Origin of the sequence: Inquilinus sp. Marseille-Q2685, assembly GCF_916619195.1 — a bacterium.
Taxonomy (GTDB): domain Bacteria; phylum Pseudomonadota; class Alphaproteobacteria; order DSM-16000; family Inquilinaceae; genus Inquilinus.
In genome coordinates this window covers 19,431-39,159 of sequence record NZ_CAKAKL010000016.1, presented here as the reverse complement: position 1 = coordinate 39,159, position 19,729 = coordinate 19,431, and the positions used below count along the sequence as shown (strand labels likewise).

The 19,729-nt window shown below is 69.5% G+C and carries 16 protein-coding genes; 12 read left to right on the top strand and 4 right to left on the bottom strand.

All coding sequences use genetic code 11. From position 1 onward, the window contains the following. Positions 1 to 31 precede the first annotated feature (31 nt). Complete coding sequence (gene metH, locus LG391_RS34465) at positions 32 to 3,814, top strand: methionine synthase (RefSeq protein ID WP_225773691.1); 3,783 nt, start codon at positions 32 to 34, stop codon at positions 3,812 to 3,814. A gap of 7 nt (positions 3,815 to 3,821) precedes the next feature. On the opposite strand, the gene LG391_RS34460 is transcribed toward metH, so the two are convergent. Together LG391_RS34460 and LG391_RS34455 are read right to left on the bottom strand one after the other, a co-directional pair. Then, complete coding sequence (locus tag LG391_RS34460; RefSeq protein WP_225773689.1) at positions 3,822 to 4,250, bottom strand: hypothetical protein; 429 nt, start codon at positions 4,248 to 4,250, stop codon at positions 3,822 to 3,824. A gap of 70 nt (positions 4,251 to 4,320) precedes the next feature. Further along, positions 4,321 to 4,782, bottom strand: coding sequence for a MarR family transcriptional regulator (locus tag LG391_RS34455; RefSeq protein WP_225773687.1), 462 nt, complete (start codon positions 4,780 to 4,782; stop codon positions 4,321 to 4,323). Between the two features lie 113 nt (positions 4,783 to 4,895). Here LG391_RS34455 and LG391_RS34450 point away from each other — a divergent pair, with 113 nt between their 5' ends. From LG391_RS34450 to LG391_RS34430, 5 genes are all read left to right on the top strand, one after another. Then, complete coding sequence (locus LG391_RS34450; RefSeq protein WP_225773685.1) at positions 4,896 to 6,302, top strand: MFS transporter; 1,407 nt, start codon at positions 4,896 to 4,898, stop codon at positions 6,300 to 6,302. A gap of 58 nt (positions 6,303 to 6,360) precedes the next feature. After that, a complete protein-coding gene (locus LG391_RS34445) occupies positions 6,361 to 6,606 on the top strand; it encodes a hypothetical protein (protein ID WP_225773683.1) in 246 nt (81 codons plus the stop codon). 154 nt (positions 6,607 to 6,760) lie between these two features. Next, positions 6,761 to 8,623 (top strand): dihydroxy-acid dehydratase, encoded by a 1,863-nt coding sequence (gene ilvD / locus LG391_RS34440; protein ID WP_225773681.1) that lies wholly within the window; start codon positions 6,761 to 6,763, stop codon positions 8,621 to 8,623. A gap of 141 nt (positions 8,624 to 8,764) precedes the next feature. Continuing rightward, positions 8,765 to 9,890, top strand: a protein-coding gene (gene prfB, locus LG391_RS34435; protein WP_225773679.1) for a peptide chain release factor 2 whose coding sequence is annotated in 2 segments (ribosomal slippage) — positions 8,765 to 8,833 and positions 8,835 to 9,890 — 1,125 coding nt in all. Because the reading frame shifts where the segments join, the coding sequence is not laid out codon by codon here. A 218-nt stretch (positions 9,891 to 10,108) separates the two neighbouring features. Further along, positions 10,109 to 11,017 (top strand): TIGR01459 family HAD-type hydrolase, encoded by a 909-nt coding sequence (locus tag LG391_RS34430; protein ID WP_225773677.1) that lies wholly within the window; start codon positions 10,109 to 10,111, stop codon positions 11,015 to 11,017. Positions 11,018 to 11,042: 25 nt separating this feature from the next. On the opposite strand, the gene LG391_RS34425 is transcribed toward LG391_RS34430, so the two are convergent. Further along, the gene (locus LG391_RS34425; protein ID WP_225773675.1) at positions 11,043 to 11,351 is read right to left on the bottom strand and encodes a ribbon-helix-helix domain-containing protein; all 309 of its coding nucleotides are present in this window, start codon (positions 11,349 to 11,351) and stop codon (positions 11,043 to 11,045) included. 246 nt (positions 11,352 to 11,597) lie between these two features. Further along, positions 11,598 to 12,560 (bottom strand): cation diffusion facilitator family transporter, encoded by a 963-nt coding sequence (locus tag LG391_RS34420; protein WP_225773674.1) that lies wholly within the window; start codon positions 12,558 to 12,560, stop codon positions 11,598 to 11,600. 230 nt (positions 12,561 to 12,790) lie between these two features. Here LG391_RS34420 and LG391_RS34415 point away from each other — a divergent pair, with 230 nt between their 5' ends. The 6 genes from LG391_RS34415 to LG391_RS34390 all read left to right on the top strand — a co-directional run bounded on the left by LG391_RS34415 (position 12,791) and on the right by LG391_RS34390 (position 19,676). Next, the gene (locus LG391_RS34415; protein WP_225773672.1) at positions 12,791 to 13,351 is read left to right on the top strand and encodes a F0F1 ATP synthase subunit delta; all 561 of its coding nucleotides are present in this window, start codon (positions 12,791 to 12,793) and stop codon (positions 13,349 to 13,351) included. After that, positions 13,351 to 14,880, top strand: a complete 1,530-nt coding sequence (atpA, locus tag LG391_RS34410; RefSeq protein WP_225773670.1) for a F0F1 ATP synthase subunit alpha — start codon at positions 13,351 to 13,353, stop codon at positions 14,878 to 14,880. The genes LG391_RS34415 and atpA overlap by 1 nt, the downstream gene beginning before the upstream one ends. Before the next feature lie 41 nt (positions 14,881 to 14,921). Continuing rightward, a complete protein-coding gene (locus LG391_RS34405; RefSeq protein WP_225773669.1) occupies positions 14,922 to 15,800 on the top strand; it encodes a F0F1 ATP synthase subunit gamma in 879 nt (292 codons plus the stop codon). 54 nt (positions 15,801 to 15,854) lie between these two features. Further along, positions 15,855 to 17,291: a F0F1 ATP synthase subunit beta gene (gene atpD, locus LG391_RS34400; protein ID WP_225773668.1), complete on the top strand. Its 1,437-nt coding sequence runs from the start codon at positions 15,855 to 15,857 to the stop codon at positions 17,289 to 17,291. Between the two features lie 29 nt (positions 17,292 to 17,320). After that, complete coding sequence (locus LG391_RS34395) at positions 17,321 to 17,749, top strand: F0F1 ATP synthase subunit epsilon (RefSeq protein WP_225773666.1); 429 nt, start codon at positions 17,321 to 17,323, stop codon at positions 17,747 to 17,749. A 190-nt stretch (positions 17,750 to 17,939) separates the two neighbouring features. Beyond that, complete coding sequence (locus LG391_RS34390) at positions 17,940 to 19,676, top strand: adenine deaminase (protein WP_225773664.1); 1,737 nt, start codon at positions 17,940 to 17,942, stop codon at positions 19,674 to 19,676. The last annotated feature ends 53 nt before the right edge of the window (positions 19,677 to 19,729 follow it).

Below are 19,729 nucleotides of genomic sequence, written 5' to 3'. Positions count from 1 at the left end.
CGGCCCGACCCGGAACCACCGGCCGTTCGCCATGACCACGCACGTCGATACCCTGGATTTCCCCCTGGAGCCGGTCGACGGCGCCCCAGTCGATGGAAATGAGGTCCTGGCCGCGCTGACCGCGGCGGCGCGCGAGCGCGTGCTGATCCTGGACGGCGCCATGGGCACGCAGATCCAGGGCCTCGGCTTCGGCGAGGAGCATTTCCGCGGCACCCATTTCGCCGGCTGCGACTGCCACCTGCAGGGCAACAACGACCTGCTGACCCTGACCCAGCCGGACGCGATCGAGGCGATCCATTTCGGCTATGCCGTCGCCGGCGCCGACATCCTCGAGACCAACACCTTTTCCTCCACCTCGATCGCCCAGGCCGATTACGGCATGGAGAAGGTGGTCTACGACCTGAACCGCGAGGGCGCGCGGCTGGCCCGCCGGGCCGCGGCCAAGGCCCGGGCGATGGACGGCCGCCGCCGCTTCGTCGCCGGCGCGCTGGGGCCGACCAACCGCACCGCCTCGATCTCGCCGGACGTGAACAACCCCGGCTACCGCGCGGTCACCTTCGACCAACTGCGCGACGCCTATGCCGAGCAGGTGCGCGGCCTGGTCGACGGCGGCGCCGAGATCATCCTGATCGAGACCATCTTCGACACGCTGAACGCCAAGGCGGCGATCTTCGGCACCGAGCTGGTCTTCGCCGAGAAGGGCATCAAGCTGCCGGTCATGATCTCCGGCACCATCACCGACCTGTCGGGCCGCACCCTGTCGGGGCAGACCCCGACCGCCTTCTGGCATTCGGTGCGGCACGCCAGGCCCTTCACCATCGGCCTGAACTGCGCGCTGGGCGCCAACGCCATGCGGGCGCATCTGGCCGAGATCGCCGAGGCCGCCGACACCTTCGTCTGCGCCTATCCGAACGCCGGCCTGCCGAACGAGTTCGGCCAGTATGACGAGTCGCCGGAGGCGATGGCCGCGCAGATCCGCGGCTTCGCCGAGGAAGGCCTAGTCAACATCGTCGGCGGCTGCTGCGGGTCGACCCCCGACCACATCCGCGCCATCGCGGACGCGGTGGCGGACCTGCCGCCGCGCCAGGTGCCGACGGTCGCGCCGCTGATGCGGCTGTCGGGGCTGGAGCCGTTCACGCTGTCCGCCGACATCCCCTTCGTCAATGTCGGCGAGCGCACCAACGTCACCGGCTCGGCCCGCTTCCGCAAGCTGATCACCGCCGGCGACTATGCCGCGGCGCTGGAGGTGGCGCGCGACCAGGTGGCCAACGGCGCCCAGGTCATCGACATCAACATGGACGAAGGCCTGATCGATTCCGAGAAGGCCATGGTCGAGTTCCTGAACCTGATCGCGGCCGAGCCCGACATCGCCCGCGTGCCGGTGATGATCGACAGCTCCAAATTCTCGGTGATCGAGGCCGGGCTGAAATGCGTCCAGGGCAAGGCGCTGGTCAACTCGATTTCGATGAAGGAGGGCGAGGAGGCCTTCCTGCACCATGCCCGGCTGGTTCGGTCCTACGGCGCCGCCGTGGTGGTGATGGCCTTCGACGAGGCCGGCCAGGCCGACACGCTGGAGCGCAAGGTCGAGATCTGCGCCCGGGCCTACAGGCTGCTGACCGAGGAGGCCGGCTTCCCGCCCGAGGATATCGTCTTCGACCCGAACATCTTCGCGGTGGCGACCGGCATCGAGGAGCACAACGGCTACGGCGTCGCCTTCATCGAGGCGACGCGGCAGATCCGCCGGACCCTGCCGCACGCCCATATCTCGGGCGGCGTCTCCAACCTGTCCTTCTCGTTCCGCGGCAACGAGCCGGTGCGCGAGGCGATGCACGCGGTGTTCCTGTACCACGCCATCCAGGCCGGCATGGACATGGGCATCGTCAATGCCGGGCAGCTCGCGGTCTATGAATCGATCGAGCCGGAGCTGCGCGAGGCCTGCGAGGACGTGGTCCTGAACCGCCGCGACGACGCCACCGAGCGCCTGCTGGCCCTGGCCGAGCGCTTCAAGGGCGGCGGCCGCGAGGCCAAGGAGAAGGACCTGTCGTGGCGCCAGCAGCCGGTCGCCAAGCGGCTGGAGCATGCGCTGGTGAACGGCATCACCGAGTTCATCGACGCCGATGTCGAGGAGGCGCGGCAGCAGGCCGAGCGGCCGCTGCACGTCATCGAAGGCCCGCTGATGGCCGGCATGAACGTGGTCGGCGACCTGTTCGGTGCCGGCAAGATGTTCCTGCCGCAGGTGGTGAAGTCGGCCCGCGTCATGAAGCAGGCCGTGGCCCATCTGCTGCCCTATATGGAGGCCGAGAAGGCGGCCAATGGCGGCGGCGAGCGGCAGAGCGCCGGCAAGATCCTGATGGCGACCGTCAAGGGCGACGTGCACGACATCGGCAAGAACATCGTCGGCGTCGTGCTGGCCTGCAACAATTACGAGATCATCGATCTCGGCGTCATGGTGCCAGCGACGAAGATCCTGGAGACGGCGAAGGCCGAGAAGGTCGACATCATCGGCCTGTCCGGCCTGATCACCCCGTCGCTGGACGAGATGGTGCATGTGGCGGTGGAGATGGAGCGCGAGGGCTTCGACATCCCGCTCCTGATCGGCGGCGCCACCACCAGCCGGGTGCACACCGCGGTGAAGATCCACCCGCGCTACGCCCGCGGCCAGACCGTCTATGTCAACGACGCCAGCCGCGCCGTCGGCGTGGTCTCGAGCCTGCTGTCGCCCGAGGCGAGGCACGGCTATGTCGAGGGCGTGCGCGACGAATACCGCAAGGTCGCCGAGGGCCATGCGAGGGCGGAGGCGGAGAAGCAGCGCCTGCCGCTGGCTGCCGCCCGCGCCACGCCCTTCGCCATCGACTGGTCCGGCTATCAGCCGCCGAAGCCGTCCTTCCTGGGCACCCGCGTGTTCGAGGACTGGGACCTGGCGGAGCTGGCGCGCTACATCGACTGGACGCCGTTCTTCCAGACCTGGGAGCTGAAGGGCCGCTACCCGGCGATCCTGCAGGACGAGAAGCAGGGCGCGGCCGCCCGGCAGCTGTTCCAGGACGCCCAGGCGATGCTGGCCCGCATCGTCGAGGAGCGCTGGTTCAGGCCCAAGGCGGTGATCGGCTTCTGGCCGGCCGGCGCGGTGGGCGACGACATCCGCCTGTTCACCGGCGAGGACCGGAAGCAGGAGCTGGCGACCTTCTTCACCCTGCGGCAGCAGCTCAGCAAGCGCGACGGCCGGCCGCGGGTGGCGCTGTCCGACTTCGTCGCGCCGGTGGACAGCGGCAAGGCCGACTATCTCGGCGGCTTCGTCGTCACCGCCGGGATCGAGGAGGAGGCGATCGCCAACCGCTTCGCCCGGGCCAATGACGACTATTCCTCGATCCTGGTGAAGGCGTTGGCCGACCGCATCGCCGAGGCCTTCGCCGAGGCCATGCACCAGCGCGTGCGCCGCGAGTTCTGGGGCTATGCCCCGGACGAGACGTTCACGCCGGAGGAGCTGATCGGCGAGCCCTATCGCGGTATCCGCCCGGCCCCGGGCTATCCGGCCCAGCCGGACCACACCGAGAAGGTGACGCTGTTCCGGCTGCTGGACGCCGAGCGCCGGATCGGCGTGCGCCTGACCGAGAGCTACGCCATGTGGCCGGGCTCATCGGTCTCCGGCCTCTACCTGGCGCATCCGGATTCGTATTACTTCGGCGTCGCCAAGGTGGAGCGCGACCAGGTCAAGGACTATGCACGCCGCAAGGGCATGCCGATCCCCGAGGTCGAGCGCTGGCTCGGGCCGATCCTGAACTACACCCCCGCCCCGCTGGTCGAGGCGGCGGAGTAGGACGGCCTCAGCAATCCATGTCCGCGGACGATAGTGTGATGAACCGGTTCGAGCGGCAGAGCCTGTCCCCGTAGGTCAGCCCCACCGTCGCCGTCACCGGGGTCTGAACCCCAGGCGGAGGCGGCGGCAGCGGCGACCGGGACCTGAACGCCTGGATGATGTGCATCTCGAACGGCAGGTCCGGGCGCGGGCGGACCTTCACCGAGCTGATCTCGCCATCCGCCTCGATCAGCAGCGTCACCTTGAAGCGCTGCACCCTCCGGCCGGGCTTGGCCGGTTCCACCGGCTCCTCCGGCCCGAACGTCTCGGCCACGCGATCCAGATAGGCCCTGGTCGCGGGGTCCTGCGGCGCGGCGGCCGCTCCGCCCCCCGGCTCACCGGACGATACGCAGCCCGAGAGCAACAGGGCGGCGAGGCCCCAATCGATCCACCGCATTCGCGACACTCCCCCCAGAGCGATATCCCGCTTCTGCAACGATGGGGCTGGTGCTGTCAAATGAGACCAATCACACGTCCGGTTGATACTCCGCCAACCGCTGCAGCAGGGCGCCGGCGGCGATCAGCTGCGCCCGCTCCTCCGCCGACAGGCAGGCGGCCGCCGCCTCGGCCATCCAGGCCTCGCGCCGGCTGCGGTTGGCCAGCACCGCCTGCGTGCCGGCATCGGTGATCACCACATGCAGCCGGCGGCGGTCGCCGGCATCCGCCTCGCGTCGGACCATCCCGTCCTTCTCCAGCCCGCGCAGCAGCGCCGCGACATTGGACGATCGCAGCCCCTCGACCATGGCGAGCTCGGTCGGGCTGGCCGTGCCGCCCAGCCGCAGCAGCGCCGCCAGCAGCATCAGCTGCGACAGCGGGATGTCGCCGCCGTCGGATTCGCGCCGCAGCCGCCGCAGCAGCGCCATCAGCTGCAGCCGGAAGGCGCCGAGCTGCTCGCGCTCGGTCGGGGAGATCTGGTCCGGGTCGATCATTTTGCTATTCTGTTATAGCTAAAACGCCATAGCCATTCGGGACGGCCGGTTCCAGGATGATGCCATGGACGGCGGCGCCAAGGGTGCCCGCCGCGAAGAACGAGGTCAAAGCCGTGTCCCCCCTGCCCGACGGCCTGCCCCTGCCCCGCCGCAGATGGGCCTTCGCCACCGTGGTGCTCGGCATCATGCTCGCCGTGCTCGACGGCTCCGTCGCCAATGTGGCGCTGCCGACGATCGCGGCCGAGTTCCGGGCCAGCCCGTCGATGTCGATCTGGATCGTCAACGCCTACCAGCTGGCGGTGGTGGTCTCGCTGCTGCCGCTGGCGGGCTTGGGCGAGATCGTCGGCTACCGCCGAATCTATGTCGGCGGCCTGGCCCTGTTCACCGTGGCCTCGCTGGCCTGCGCCCTGTCGGACTCGCTGCTGGCGCTGACCCTGTCCCGCGTCGCCCAGGGCTTCGGCGCCGCCGGGATCATGAGCGTCAACACCGCGCTGATCCGCTACATCTTCCCGCGCGCCCGGCTGGGCCATGTGCTGGGCATCAACGCCATGATCGCGGCCGGCGCCTCGACCATCGGCCCCAGCTTCGCCGGCGCCGTGCTGTCGGTCGCCGCCTGGCCCTGGCTGTTCGCGATCAACCTGCCGCTCGGCGTCGCCGCGATCCTCATCGGCAGCCGCAACCTGCCGGAGAGCGACCTGGCCGACCGGCGCTTCGACCTGCTGAGCGCGGTGCTGTCGGCCGCCACCTTCGGCCTGCTGATCACCGGCATCGACAGCGTCGCCCACGGGCTGGACTGGGGGCTGATCGCGCTGCAGCTCGGCATCGGGCTCGCCGCCGCCGTCTGGCTGGTGCGGCGGCAGCTGGCCCAGGCGATGCCGCTGCTGCCGCTGGACCTGCTGCGCATCCCGGTGGTCGGGCTGTCGGTCGCCACCTCGGTCAGCTCCTTCATGGCGCAGATGGCGGCGTTCGTGGCGCTGCCCTTCCTGCTGCAGACCGGGTACGGCTTCTCCCCGGCCCAGGTCGGCCTGCTGATGATCCCCTGGCCGCTGGCGGTGGCGGTCACCGCGCCCTTCGCCGGCCGCCTAGCCGACCGGCACCCGCCCGGCCTGCTGGGCGGCATCGGCCTCGCCCTTCTCGCCATCGGGCTGGTGCTGATGGCCACTTTGCCGGCGGATCCCTCCCCCTTCGGCATCGTCTGGCGGATGGCGCTGTGCGGCGCCGGCTTCGGCCTGTTCCAGTCGCCCAACAACCGGGTGATGATCGGGTCGGCCCCGCGCAGCCGCAGCGGCGCCGCCAGCGGCATGCTGGGCACCGCCCGCCTCGTGGGCCAGGCCACCGGCGCGGCCCTGGTGGCGTTGCTGTTCGCCCATGTCCCCGACCACGGCGCCAAGGCGGCGCTGCTGACCGCGGCCGGGCTGGCGACCGCCGCTACGCTGGTCAGCTGCCTGCGCCTGGCGACCCCGGCCTACGCCGCCGACGACCCGGCGCCCGGCCCGGAAGGGGCACAATCGACGCGATAGTCCCGATTGACACGGGTTTCGTCCGGCACAAGATGCGTGGTGCCGGCGGAGAAGCTTGATGCGGACGACATTGACCATCGACAACGATGTCCTGGCTGCCGCGAAGGACTTGGCAGCACAGCAGCAGAAGACTGTTGGAAAGATCATCTCCAACCTCGCGCGTAAAGCGCTCAGCTCCCAGATCCTGCACGGAAGGGTGCAATGGCGTGCCGTTGCTGCCGATCACCGACGATGCGAAGCCAGTAACGTCGGAACTGGTAAAGCAACTGCAGGACGATCTGCCGGAGTGACGCCCCACTCATAGCCCGACGCGCGGGAGCGTTGCGTCCGCCGCCCTTGCGCCGCGGGCGGGAATGGCGTTCTTTCTGGATCGGACGTTTCCGGCGGGGGCGGCGGTTCTTTTCTGAGCGCCGAAGCCAGCCGCCCGATAGAAAGTGACCCGAGCAGCGGACCGACCCATGCCAGCCTATCGTTCCCGCACCACAACCCACGGCCGCAACATGGCCGGAGCCCGCGGGCTCTGGCGCGCGACCGGCATGACGGATGCGGATTTCGGCAAGCCGATCATCGCCGTCGTCAACTCCTTCACCCAGTTCGTGCCCGGCCATGTCCACCTCAAGGACCTCGGCCAGCTGGTGGCGCGGGAGATCGAGGCCGCGGGCGGGGTCGCCAAGGAGTTCAACACCATCGCCGTCGACGACGGCATCGCCATGGGCCATGACGGCATGCTGTACAGCCTGCCGTCGCGCGAGATCATCGCCGACAGCGTCGAGTACATGGTCAACGCGCATTGCGCCGACGGCATGGTCTGCATCTCGAACTGCGACAAGATCACGCCCGGCATGCTGATGGCGGCGATGCGGCTGAACATCCCGGTGGTGTTCGTGTCCGGCGGGCCGATGGAGGCCGGCAAGGTCAAGCTGCAGGGTGAGGCCAAGGCGCTGGACCTGGTCGATGCCATGGTCGCGGCCGCCGACAGCCGGGTCAGCGACGAGGACGTGAAGGTGATCGAGCGGTCGGCCTGCCCGACCTGCGGCTCCTGCTCCGGCATGTTCACTGCGAACTCGATGAACTGCCTGACCGAGGCTCTGGGCCTGGCGCTGCCGGGTAACGGCTCGACCCTCGCCACCCATGCCGACCGCAAGCGCCTGTTCGTCGAAGCGGGCCACCTGATCGTCGACCTGGTGAAGCGTTACTACGAGCAGGACGACGAATCGGTGCTGCCGCGCAGCATCGCCACCTTCGCCGCCTTCGAGAACGCCATGACGCTCGACATCGCCATGGGCGGGTCGACCAACACCGTGCTGCACCTGCTGGCGGCGGCGCAGGAGGGCGGGGTCGACTTCACCATGGCCGATATCGACCGGCTGTCGCGCCGCGTGCCGGTGCTGTGCAAGGTCGCGCCGGCGGTGCCGAACGTGCATATGGAGGACGTCCACCGCGCCGGCGGCATCATGGCCATCCTGGGCGAGCTGGACCGCGCCGGTCTGCTGCACCGCGACACCCGCACGGTCCATGCCGAGAGCCTGTCGGCCGCGCTGGACCAGTGGGACATCAAGCGCACCGACAGCGAAGCCGTGCACCGCTTCTACAGCGCGGCGCCGGGCGGCGTCCCGACCCAGGTCGCCTTCAGCCAGGACGCCCGCTACCCCGGCGTCGACGCCGACCGCAAGCGCGGCACCATCCGCGACCTGGAGCACGCCTTCAGCCCCGATGGCGGCTTGGCGGTGCTGTACGGCAACATCGCCGAGGACGGCTGCGTGGTGAAGACCGCGGGCGTCGACGCCAGCATCCTGACCTTCTCCGGCCCCGCCCGGATCTTCGAGAGCCAGGACGCGGCGGTCGAGGGCATCCTGGGCGACAGGATCAAGCCCGGCGACGTGGTGCTGATCCGCTACGAGGGCCCGAAGGGCGGCCCCGGCATGCAGGAGATGCTGTACCCGACCAGCTACCTGAAGTCGAAGAGCCTGGGCAAGGTCTGCGCCCTGGTCACCGACGGACGCTTCTCCGGCGGCTCCTCCGGCCTGTCGATCGGCCATGTCTCGCCCGAGGCGGCGGAGGGCGGCGCCATCGCCCTGGTCGAGGAGGGCGACACCATCGAGATCGACATCCCGGCCCGCAGGATCCACCTCGCCGTGTCGGACGAGGAGCTGGCGCACCGCCGGGCGGCGATGAACGCCCGGGCGGACGGCGGCTGGCAGCCGGCGGCGCCGCGCGCGCGAAAAGTCTCGGCGGCGCTGCAGGCCTATGCTGCGCTGACCACCAGCGCCGCCCGCGGCGCCGTGCGCGACGTCAGCCAGCTGCGGCCTCGCAAGGCCTGAGGTCCCGCGGCCGCGGGCGAGTTTTCCCCGCCCGCGGCCTTTACCTGACCGCCGATCCGTCCTACATCCCCGGTTCGCATCGCCGGCCGCCGCGCGGCCCGCGATCCTGTGGACGAACGGAATTCGAGAGGAGCGCACGGCATGCGCGCCGAGACCGAAGCCAAGGCCCAAGAGATCAAGCAGTCGCTCGCGCTGCTGAGGAGGTCTCTTTGACTGGGACAACGCTTTAAGACGACTGGACGAGCTGAACGCCCTCGCCGAGGACCCGAAGCTCTGGGACAGCCCGGAGAAGGCGCAGACCCTGCTGCGCGAGCGCACCCATCTGGATGACGCCATCGGCGGCTACAAGGCCCTGGCGGCCGAGTTCGACGATGCCGTCGGCATGATCGAGCTGGCCGAGGCCGAGGGCGACGCCGAAGTGCTGGCCGATGCCGAGGCCCAGCTGGGGCAGCTGGCCGAGCGGGTGGCGAAGAAGCAGCTGGAGAGCCTGCTGTCCGGCGAGGCCGACGGCAACGACTGCTATCTCGAGGTCAATGCCGGCGCGGGCGGCACCGAGGCCCAGGACTGGGGCCAGATGCTGCTGCGCATGTATGTGCGTTGGGCCGAGAAGCACGGCTTCAAGGTGGAGTGGCTGGAGGAGAGCCCGGGCGAAGAGGCCGGGATCAAGTCGGCCACGGTGCTGATCAAGGGCCACAACGCCTATGGCTGGCTGAAGACCGAATCGGGTGTGCACCGGCTGGTGCGGATCAGCCCGTTCGACAGCGCGGCGCGGCGGCACACCAGCTTCTCCTCCGTCGCGGTGTCGCCGGTGATCGACGATTCGATCGAGATCACGATCCTGGACAAGGATCTGAAGGTCGACACCTATCGGGCCTCCGGCGCCGGCGGCCAGCACGTCAACAAGACGGATTCGGCGATCCGCATCACCCATATCCCGACCGGCGTCGTCGTCGCCTGCCAGAACGACCGGTCGCAGCATCGCAACCGGGCCATGGCGATGGACATGCTGCGCGCCCGACTCTACGAGCGCGAGCTGAAGATCCGCGAGGCCCAGGCCGACGCGCTGAACGCCGAGAAGACCGACATCGGCTGGGGCCACCAGATCCGCAGCTATGTGCTGCAACCCTACCAGATGGTGAAGGACCTGCGCACCGGCGTGGAGACCAGCGCCTCCGGCGCGGTGCTGGACGGCGACATCGACCAGTTCCTGGAGGCCTCGCTCGCCGCGAAGCTGAAGGGACAGGGCGAGGACCTGCAGACGGCGTGAGGCCGTCCGGAAATGCTACTGGCGCGGCCGTCTGACGGCGGTTTCTTCGCTTCCGGTGCTCACGGACTTTAACGTCCGCTGCGCGCCGGTTCTCGAAACCACCGCCAGGCGACTCACGCCAGCGCATTTCCAAACGGCCTCCAGGACGGGACGGCGTGGGTAGCGCCGCCCCGGAGGCCATGGCACAAGACCGGAATGGGACGAACAGGCCAGTACCAATGACCGAGAACATTCCGATCCCCCCGATCCCGATTTTGGGCGGAATCGCCGCGATCCGCGACCGCTACGACGCCTTCATCGTCGACCTGTGGGGCGTGGTGCATGACGGGGTCACGCCCTATCCCGGCGTGATCGAGTGCCTGCAGCGGCTGCGCGGCGAAGGCAAGCAGGTGTGCCTGCTGTCGAACGCGCCGCGGCGGGTCGGGTCGGTGACCCAGCGCCTGGCCCAGATCGGCGTGCCGGAGGAGTGCTGGGACGCGATCCTGTCCTCGGGCGAGGCCGCGCATCTGGCGCTGGCGGCGCGCGACGACGACTTCCACCAGGGGCTGGGCGAGCGCTTCCTGCATCTCGGCCCCGACCGCGACGCCGATGTCTATGAGGGGGTCGACGACGTCGTCCGGGTGGACGACCTGGCCGATGCCGATTTCGTGCTGAACACCGGGATCGACGACCCTGAGGAGCGGGTCGAGGACCATGCGCCGCTGCTGGAGGCCGCGGCCGCCCGCAAGCTGCCGATGATCTGCGCCAACCCGGACATCGTCGTCATCGTCGGCGGCCGGATGCAGATCTGCGCCGGCGCCCTGGCCCAGCACTACGAGTCGCTGGGCGGCGAGGTGTTCTACCACGGCAAGCCGCATCCGCCGGTCTACCGCCGCTGCTTCGAGCTGCTGGGCCGGCCCGACCCGGCGCGGGTGCTGGCGGTCGGCGACAGCTTCCACACCGACATGGCCGGCGCGGCGGCGGCCGGGATCGACGGGCTGTTCGTGATCGGCGGCATCCATGGCGCCGAGCTGCGCGACGCCGCATCCGGCCGGCCGGACGCGCACAAGCTGGCCGCCGCCGCCGAGCGGCACCGGCTGCGGCCGGTGGCCGCCGTCGAAAGGCTGAACTGGGACGGCCTCGCCTAGGGATCGGCCGCGCCCGACCAACCCCTTAAGCGCGCGCCCCGACCACGCCCTCCAGCGCCGCCACCAGCAGCGCCGGCGGGGTCTGGACCGAGGCATGGGCCGGCGGCTGCACCGGCGCCGGCCGGCGCGTCAGCTCGCGGAAATAGCACAGGACGAAGACCCTGAGCGCCCCGGTCAGGCCGCTGCCCTTCCGGGCGGCGTCGATCCGGGTGCAGATCTCGTTCAGGCCGATCTGCTCGCGCGCGCAGATCTCCATCAGCCCGTCCCAGAACACGACTTCCATGCGGACGCTGGTGCGCCGTCCCGCGACCGTCACGTTGCGGCAGATCGACATCGGATCCGCGTCGCGGGCTAGAGCTCCATTATGGCCCATCGTCACCTTTCCGGGCCCGCAGCCCCGGACAGCCGGGCCATGGGCGACATCAAATACACAGGAGTATGTCGAATAATTACCGCTTCCGCGCAAAAAGGTGAACCGGTGATTGCGTTTTTGCGTTCCGACGCGTTGCGCTTAGTGTCGCGGCACAGCCGCGACATTGGCGCGCTTAGTGTCGCGGCCGTGGCCGCGACGAGGGGACGCCTAGTGTCGCGGCGCGTGAGCGGCGTCGGCGCAGATCTCGAATTCGGCCTGCACCGTGGCGTGATCGACGCCGAAGCGGTCGCGCAGCAACCGGGTCACCGCGCCGATCGCCTGGTCGGAATCGGCACCCTCGCGCAGCCGGGCATGCAGGGTCACCAGCGGCCGGTCGGGCGTCAGGGTCCAGGCATGGACGTGGTGCACGTCGATCACCGCCGGCACCCCGGCCAGGATCGCCTCGGCCAGCACCGCCTCGTCGATCCCGCCGGGCGTCCCCTCCACCAGCACATGGCCGGATTCGCGCAGGATCGCCCAGGCGCTGCGCAGCACCAGCAGCGACACCAGGACCGACAGGATGGGGTCAATCGGCGTCCAGCCGGTCAGGAGGATCACGGCCCCGGCGGCCAGCGCGCCGACCGAGCCGAGCAGGTCGCCCATTACATGCAGGGCGGCGCCGCGCAGGTTCAGGTTGCCGCGGTCGCCGCCTTGCAGCACCCGGAAGGCGACGAGATTGGCCGCGAGGCCGGCGGCGGCGATGCCGATCATCAGCCCGCCCTCCACCGGCGCCGGCTCGGCCAGACGGCCCGCGGCCTCGACCACGATGGCGACCACCACCGCCAGCAGCACGATGCCGTTGGCGAAGGCGGCCAGAACCTGCACCCGGCCGTAGCCGTAGCTGCGCCGGGCGTCGCGCGGCCGCCGCGCCATCCGCGCCGCCAGCCAGGCCAACGCCAGCGCCGCCGCATCGGTCAGCATGTGCCCGGCATCGGCCAGGAGCGCCAGGGAGTTGGCGATCCAGCCGCCCGCCGCCTCGACCAGCATGAAGCCGGCGGTGACGGCCAGCGCGATCAGCAGGCGCCGCTCGCCATCCGCCCCTTGCGGCAGGCCGTGGTGATGGGCATGGCCCGGCCCGTGATCATGCGCCGCATGATCGTGGCCGGACCCGGGCAAATGGTCGTGCGGCATTCCGGCCTCCGGAGGATGCGAATCGCTCGCGCCAGTCTACATCTGGCACTCCGCCGTGAAAAACCCGCCCGGAATGCCGGTTGCACACCCCATACCGCTATGTTAGATGACGGCGCGCCGAGCGTAAGGGGTGGGCCTCGGACAGCTTTCTGTTGTGCGATAGAGCCCCCCGAACATTCGGTGGTCGTGGCCTCCTGCCACGATCGAAACAAACGATCGAGGGACGATCGGTGGCAGCCACAGGGTCAGGACTTTCCGGCCTCGCATCCAGCTACGCGACGGCGCTCTACGCACTCGCCGATGAAGGCAAGGCGCTCGACCAGACCGCGGACGATCTGCGCGGCCTGAAGATCGCTCTGGCCGAGAGCGAGGATCTGCGCCGTCTGGTCCGCAGCCCGCTGCTGTCGCGCGACACGCAGGGCCGGGCGATGGCCGCGGTGCTGGAGCGGGCGAACGTGTCCGACCTGGTGCGCCGCTTCATCGGCTTGGTGGCCCGCAACCGCCGCCTGTTCGCCCTCGACGCCATGATCGACGCCTTCCTGGCCGAGCTGGCCCGCCGCCGCGGCGAGGTCACCGCCGAGGTCACCGCCGCCGCGGCGCTGACCGACCGCCAGACCGAGGCGCTGGTCGATCAGCTCAAGAAGGCCATGGGCGCGAAGGTCCAGGTCAATGTCAAAATCGATCCCGCGCTGCTCGGCGGGATGATCGTCAAAGTCGGCTCGCGCATGGTCGACAGCTCCCTGCGCACGAAACTGGCCAAGCTGCAGCTCGCGATGAAGGGGACCGTCTGATGGACATCCGTGCCGCCGAAATCTCTGCGATCATCAAGGATCAGATCGCCAATTTCGGGACCGAGGCCGACGTCGCCGAGGTCGGCCAGGTGCTGTCGGTCGGTGACGGCGTCGCCCGCGTCTACGGCCTGGACAACGTCCAGGCGGGCGAGATGGTCGAGTTCCCGGGCGGCATCAAGGGCATGGCGCTGAACCTCGAGACCGATAATGTCGGTATCGTGATCTTCGGCGAGGACCGCGACATCAAGGAAGGCGACACGGTCAAGCGCACCGGCGCCATCGTCGAGGTCCCGGTCGGCCGCGGCCTGCTGGGCCGCGTGGTCGACGCCCTGGGCAACCCGATCGACGGCAAGGGCCCGATCCAGGACGCCAAGATGAGCCGCGTCGAGGTCAAAGCCCCCGGCATCATCCCGCGCAAGTCGGTGCATGAGCCGATGCAGACCGGCCTGAAGTCGATCGACGCGCTGACCCCGGTCGGCCGCGGCCAGCGCGAGCTGATCATCGGCGACCGCCAGACCGGCAAGACCGCCGTCGCCATCGACACCATCCTGAACCAGCGCGAGATCAACAAGTCCGGCGACGAGAGCCAGAAGCTCTACTGCATCTACGTCGCGGTCGGCCAGAAGCGCTCGACGGTCGCCCAGATCGTCAAGACGCTCGAGGAATACGGCGCGCTGGAATACACCATCGTCGTCGCCGCGACGGCGTCCGAGCCGGCGCCGCTGCAGTTCCTGGCGCCCTACACCGGCGCCGCGATGGGCGAGTTCTTCCGCGACAACGGCATGCACGGGCTGATCATCTATGACGATCTGTCCAAGCAGGCCGTGGCCTACCGCCAGATGTCGCTGCTGCTGCGCCGCCCGCCGGGCCGCGAGGCGTATCCGGGCGACGTGTTCTACCTGCACAGCCGCCTGCTGGAGCGCGCGGCCAAGATGAACGACGAGCACGGCAACGGCTCGCTGACCGCCCTGCCGGTCATCGAGACCCAGGCCGGCGACGTGTCGGCCTACATCCCGACCAACGTGATCTCGATCACCGACGGCCAGATCTTCCTCGAGACCGGCCTGTTCTATAAGGGCGTCCGCCCGGCCATCAATGTCGGCCTGTCGGTCAGCCGCGTCGGCTCCGCCGCCCAGATCAAGGCGATGAAGCAGGTCGCCGGCCGCATCAAGCTCGAGCTCGCGCAGTACCGCGAGATGGAGGCCTTCGCCCAGTTCGCGTCGGACCTCGACGCCTCGACCCAGAAGCTCTTGGCCCGCGGCGCGCGCCTGACCGAGCTCCTGAAGCAGCCGCAGTTCAGCCCGCTCCCGGTCGAGGAGCAGGTGGCGTCGATCTTCGCCGGCGTCCGCGGCCATCTCGACAGCGTCCCGGCCAACCGGGTGCAGGATTTCGAGAAGGGCCTGCTGGAGGCGCTGCGCGACGAGGGCAAGGCCATCCTCGAGGCGATCCGCAACGAGAAGCAGATCTCGCCGGAGAACGAGGAGAAGCTGAACAGCTTCATCGTCAACTACGCCAAGACCTTCGTCTGAGCGGCGGTCGTTCCCACCACATCGATTGAAGGCGGGGCGCCATGCCGTCGTTGAAGGACCTCAGGAACCGGATCACCAGCGTCAAGTCGACGCAGAAGATCACTGCGGCCATGAAGATGGTCGCGGCGTCGAAGCTGCGCCGCGCCCAGGAGCAGGCCGAGGCCGGGCGGCCCTATGCCGACCGGATGGAGCGGATGCTGACCGGCCTGGCCGCCGTCGCCAAGACGGCGGGCCAGGGGCCGAAGCTGATCGCCGGCACCGGCAAGAGCGACGTGCACCTGCTGCTCGTCATCACCTCCGACCGCGGCCTGGCCGGCGCGTTCAACGCCACGGTGCTGCGCGAGACGCGCAAGCAGATCCGCGAGCTGCAGGGCAAGGGCAAGACGGTGAAGCTGTTCACCGTCGGCCGCAAGGGCCGCGACAACCTGCGCCGCGACCACGCCAACCTGATCGTCGACAGCATCGTCGACATCGGCCGGCCGAAGCTGGGCTTCGCCGACGCCAATGGCATCGCCGACCGGATCCTGGCGATGTTCGAGGCGGGCGAGTTCGACGTCTGCTCGGTCGTCTACAACAAGTTCAAGTCGGCGATCGCCCAGATCATCACGGTGCAGCAGCTGGTGCCCGTGGCGCTGCCGGCCGTGGCCGAGGACACCGCGTCGAACATCGTCTACGAGTTCGAGCCGAGCGAGGAGCAGATCCTGGCGGAGCTGCTGCCGCGCAACCTGGCGATCCAGATCTACAAGGCGCTGCTCGAATCCGCCGCCTCCGAGCAGGGCGCGCGCATGACCGCGATGGACAATGCGACGCGCAACGCCGGCGACATGATCAAGCGGCTGACGCTGGTCTACAACCGGACCCGCCAGGCCTACATCACCAAGGAGCTGATCGAGATCATCTCGGGCGCCGAAGCCGTCTAAGGCGCCCCGCTGGTCCACCGATCGCCTGAAGAAAGTTCGAGGAGCGTGAACACCATGGTCGAGACCCAGACCGGAAGCAACGTCATCGGCCGCATCAGCCAGGTTCTGGGCGCCGTGGTGGACGTCCAGTTCGATGGCGAGCTGCCCGCCATTCTGAACGCCCTGACCACCGACATCGGCGATCGCAAGCTGGTGCTTGAGGCGGCGCAGCATCTCGGCGAGAACACGGTGCGCTGCATCGCCATGGACTCGACCGACGGCCTGGTCCGCGGCGCCAAGGTGCACGACACCGGCAACGCCATCTCGGTGCCGGTCGGCCCGGAGACGCTGGGCCGCATCATGAACGTGATCGGTGAGCCGATCGACGAACGCGGCCCGATCAACGCCAAGCAGCACTTCCCGATCCACCGCCCGGCCCCGGAATTCGTCGACCAGGCGACCGAGGCGGAGATGCTGGTCACCGGCATCAAGGTCGTCGACCTGATCGGCCCCTACGCCAAGGGCGGCAAGATCGGCCTGTTCGGCGGCGCCGGCGTCGGCAAGACCGTGACCATCCAGGAGCTGATCAACAACATCGCCAAGGCGCATGGCGGCGTGTCGGTCTTCGCCGGCGTGGGTGAGCGCACCCGCGAGGGCAACGACCTGTATCACGAGATGATCGACTCCGGCGTCATCAAGCTGGGCGAGGACGGCTCCAAGGTGGCCCTCGTCTACGGCCAGATGAACGAGCCGCCGGGCGCCCGCGCCCGCGTCGGCCTGTCGGGCCTGACCGTCGCCGAGTACTTCCGCGACGTCGAAGGCCAGGACGTGCTGTTCTTCGTCGACAACATCTTCCGCTTCACCCAGGCGGGCGCCGAGGTGTCGGCGCTGCTGGGCCGCATCCCGTCGGCCGTGGGCTATCAGCCGACCCTGTCGACCGACATGGGCGCGCTGCAGGAGCGCATCACCTCGACCACCAAGGGCTCGATCACCTCGGTGCAGGCCATCTACGTGCCCGCCGACGACCTGACCGACCCGGCCCCGGCGACCTCGTTCTCGCACCTGGACGCGACGACGGTGCTGAGCCGCGCGATCTCCGAGCTGGGCATCTACCCGGCCGTCGATCCGCTCGACTCGACCTCGCGCATCCTCGACCCGCGCGTGGTCGGCCAGGAGCATTACGAGGTGGCCCGCGCCGTGCAGCGCACGCTGCAGGAATACAAGGCGCTGCAGGACATCATCGCCATCCTGGGCATGGACGAGCTGACCGAGGAGCAGAAGCTGACCGTGGCCCGCGCCCGGAAGATCCAGCGCTTCTTCAGCCAGCCCTTCCACGTCGCCGAGGTGTTCACCGGCACGCCGGGCGTGTTCGTCCCGGTCGAGGAGACGGTGCGGGCGTTCAAGGGCATCGTCAACGGCGACTACGACCACCTGCCGGAGGCGGCGTTCTACATGGTCGGCACCATCGACGACGCCATCGCCAAGGCGAAGAAGCTCGCCGAAGCCGCCTGATCTAACGCCCAAGCCTGCCGGGGACATCCATGGCCGAGAAATTCGCCTTCGAACTGGTCTCGCCCGAGAAGCTGCTCGTGGCGCAGCAGGTCGAGATGGTGGTCGTCCCCGGCGGCGACGGCCATTTCGGCGTGCTGAAGGGGCACATGTCGATGCTGTCGACCATCCAGCCGGGCGTGATCGACGTCTATGAGCAGCGCAGCGCCATCTCCAGCCGCCTGTTCGTGACCGGCGGCTTCGCCGAGGTGACGCCGGAGCGCTGTACCGTGCTGGCCGAGGAGGTGGTGCCGGTGGCCTCGCTGGACCGCGCCAAGGTCGAGCAGGAGCTGCGCGACGCCGAGGAGGACGTGGCCGACGCCAAGACCCCCGGCGACAAGGCGGTGGCCGAGCGGGCGCTGAAGCTGGCCCGCGCCAAGCTGACCGCCGTCACCCGGGGCGCGCCGGCCGGCCACGCCTGACCGGCCAGCCGGACTGCTGAACGGGAAAGGGCCCTCCGGGGCCCTTTTTCTTTGGGCCGGCGCGGCAACGGGCTCCGCTCCTGGTAAGCTGCCGGCATCCGTTCCCGCGGCAACAGAGGGGCTGACCAGATGTCCGGGCTCACACGCTTCTCCGTCCTTCCCCTGTCGCGCATGACCCGGCGGCTGGCGGATGTCGCCTCCGGCCGCGCCGGACCTGGTGATCCGCGACGTTCGGGTGCTGTCGACCTATTCCGAGCGCATCCTGCCGGGCCGCGAGGTCTGGGTGGCCGGCGGACGCATCGCCGCGGTAAAGCCGGCGGGATCTTGCCGCGACGGATCGGCCCGCATCCATGACGGCAAGGGCGCCATCCTCGCTCCCGGGCTGGTCGACCCGCATATCCATATCGAATCCAGCATGGTGACGGCCTGCGCCTATGCCGAGGCGGCGCTGCTGAACGGCACCACCACGATCTTCTGCGACAGCCACGAGATCGGCAATGTCATGGACGTGGCCGGGGTCGAGGCGATGCTGGAGGATGCGCGGCAGGCGCCGCTGTCGATCTTCCTGACCGTGCCCAGCACCGTGCCGGCGACCTCGCCGCTTCTGGAGACGGCCGGCGGCGACCTGACGGCGGAGAAGATCGCCGGCCTGTTCGACCGCTGGCCCGAGGCGGTGGCGCTGGGCGAGAAGATGGATTTCGTCCCGGTGACAATGGGCGACGAGCGCAGCCACGCCATCCTGGCCGCGGCGCTGGAGCGCGGCCGGCCGGTCTCGGGCCATGTCTATGGCCGGGAGTTCGTCGCCGCCTACGCCGCCGCCGGCGTCACCGACACGCATGAGGCGATCGACCGCGACATCGCCGACGACATGCTGGAGGCCGGCATCTGGCTGTTCCTGCGCGGCGGCCCGCCGACCACGCCCTGGCACAGCCTGCCCGAGGCGATCAGGACGATCACCGAGCTGGGCGCCTCGCACAAGCGCGTCGCCGTCTGCACCGACGACCGCGACGCCGACGACCTGCTGCATTTCGGCTTGGACTGGGTGGTGCGCGAGGCGATGCGCGCCGGGATGTCGCCCGAGCAGGCCTGGTCGATGGGGTCGCTGCACGGCGCCACCCGCTTCGGCCAGGACGGCGAGATCGGCGGCTTCGGCGGCGGCCGCCGGGCCGATCTGGTGCTGCTGGACGACGGCCACAAGCCGGTCAGCACCTGGTATGGTGGCGAGCTGGTGGTCGAGGATCGCCGGATCACCCCGGTCCTGGATGAGGCGCTGTCCGCCCGCTGGCGCTATCCGGAGGCGGCGTATCACACCGTGCGGCTGCCGGCCGCCGTCAAGCTGACGCCCGACCTGCCGGCCGGGCGCGTCACCGCCCATGCCATCCGGACGGTCCTGCCCGGCATCACGCTGGGCCATGTCACGGTGGACCTCGAGCCGGCGGATGACTGGCAGGCGCATTTCGACCGGCACGGCCTGTGCTTTGTCACGGTGGTGGAGCGGCACGGCAGATCGGCCGGCAACGTTGCGCACGGCCTGCTGTCCGGCTTCACGCTGAAGGCGGGCGCCGTCGCCTCCTCGGTCGGGCACGACAGCCACAACATCATCATCGCCGGCACGAACGAGGCCGACATGCAGGTGGCGCTGCAGGCGATCGCGGCGGCCCAGGGCGGCGTCTGCGTCGTGCGCGACGGCCGGGTGATGGCGATGGTGCCGCTGCCGATCGCGGGCCTCTTGTCCGACAAGCGCGTGACCGAGGTGGCGGAGGAGGTGAAGGCGCTGAAGGCCGAATGGGACAAGGCGGGCTGCGCCATCCCCTATATGGGCTTCAACCTGATCCCGCTGTCGGTGATTCCGGAGATCCGGATCACCGACAAGGGGCTTGTGCTGGTGCCGGAGATGGAGATCGTGCCGCTGTTCGAACCGGCATGATCCGAGTTCGGCTCGGCAAGTAGGTTGGGTCGCCTCGTGCGAACCCAACATCC